The sequence below is a fragment of the Candidatus Neomarinimicrobiota bacterium genome (assembly GCA_017656425.1).
Lineage (GTDB): Bacteria > Fidelibacterota > UBA2242 > UBA2242 > B5-G15 > JACDNV01.
Window position 1 is genome coordinate 1 of the sequence record JACDNV010000044.1, and the last position, 1479, is coordinate 1479.

Annotated in this window: 2 protein-coding genes; both read left to right on the top strand. The window is 35.8% G+C overall.

Annotated elements, in window-relative coordinates; translation table 11 throughout:
- Window positions 1-133: 133 nt before the first annotated feature.
- Window positions 134-406, top strand: a complete 273-nt coding sequence (locus tag H0Z29_12130) for a hypothetical protein (protein MBO8132232.1) — start codon at window positions 134-136, stop codon at window positions 404-406.
- Between the two features lie 13 nt (window positions 407-419).
- Entirely contained in the window at window positions 420-1007 is a 588-nt protein-coding gene (locus H0Z29_12135; protein ID MBO8132233.1) for a hypothetical protein, read from the top strand.
- The last annotated feature ends 472 nt before the right edge of the window (window positions 1008-1479 follow it).

Consider the following 1479-nt stretch of genomic DNA (forward strand, 5'->3'; position numbering starts at 1 on the left):
GCTAGATGGCGAGATGGCAAAATGGCTGGATAGCTATCAAGCTATCAAGCTAACAAGCCAGCAAGCTAACAGGCTAACAAGCTAACCAGCTAAAGAAGTAACTTGGTGTAACTTCTTCGGTGGCCCCCTGTCATTGCAAGCGAGCGTAAGCGAGCATGGAATATTTAATGAGCCATGGTTTAGCATGTGGAGTGGTAAGGACTGTGATGAATTATATAATTGGCCACTTGCTGGTTGGCTTTTTTCAATTTTGTGTGATTTATCCTATAATATATTAAATTATAGTGCAAATGATGACTTTGTTGGATCATGTAATCTTAGTTTAACTACTAATTTACAGGAGTTTAGTGGATACGGTTTGAGAATAAAAATGAAATTACAATGGTATGAACTTTCAGGAAACTAAGGAGGTGTTTAAAATGTTACGATTGATGCGTTTTATGTTTATCACGAGTATATTGAGCGTATCAATGTTAATGGGAGGTGATAAACTAATTAATGTACACATTTCTGCAGAACCACGGCAGTCAATAATTACAGAAGATTTTAGACCTGAATTTTATAATTCAAATATAGGTGTGTTTATAAAGCCAGGATTTTTTAAAGAAATAGGTTTTTGCGCTGATATTGTAATATTAAGATGGGCATCATACTATTTGTATAATTTTGAGGAAGTGTACCTTGATGATTCACAAACTGTAGGAGAAACATCCAGACCTTACAAGCATTCTTTAGCGGGTTGGTCTCTTGGAGCAGGATATTCTGGGAGCGCTTTTGGATTTAAAAGTTTTTATCTTACTTTATCGCTGTTGATCGCTGCTTCTGAGTCTCCTAATGAGTTTACGATATACAAAGGGAAGAAACCAGAGACGGTATACTGTCCAGTTTTAAGAATAGGGAGCGGTATCTGGAAAGATTTATTATATTGGTCAATACAAAATGTATATATTCCTGATGCTGGGATCTTTCCATGTTTCATGATTGAGCTAAGGAAGTGGTTATTTTGATATTAAAAAGTCAATGAAATATTACCGGATTTAAAATAACTAAAATTCATAATAGCATTAAATTGATAGGTTTTAGAAATAAACTAAATATGCTGGTTGAAAATTAAGCCTGTTTAGCTTTATTAGCACAGGTCACTATATCCAATACTAGGAAATTAAATGCGCTACCTCAATCTATTACAATCAATAACGTCTTGTATTCACGAAGTCACCGAAGGCGATTTCCCGAAGGGCAAGATAGCCTTACGGCAATTGCAAAATGAAGATTGCAAAGTGCAAAAGTCAAATTTATTTCTGTCTACATTTTGAGTACAAAAGCCAAATCTGACAAAAGGCGATTTTGCATTTTTCAATTTGCATTCTGCATTCTGCATTGAGCCTTTGCGCTTAACGTCTTGTATTCACGAAGTCGCCGATGGCGATTTCCCGAAGGGCAAGATAGCCTTACGGCAATTGCAAAATGAAGATTGCA

Coding starts and splice junctions, on each gene's coding strand:
- H0Z29_12135 (MBO8132233.1), top strand. CDS start 420: ATGTTACGATTGATGCGTTTTATGTTTATCACGAGTATATTGAGCGTA.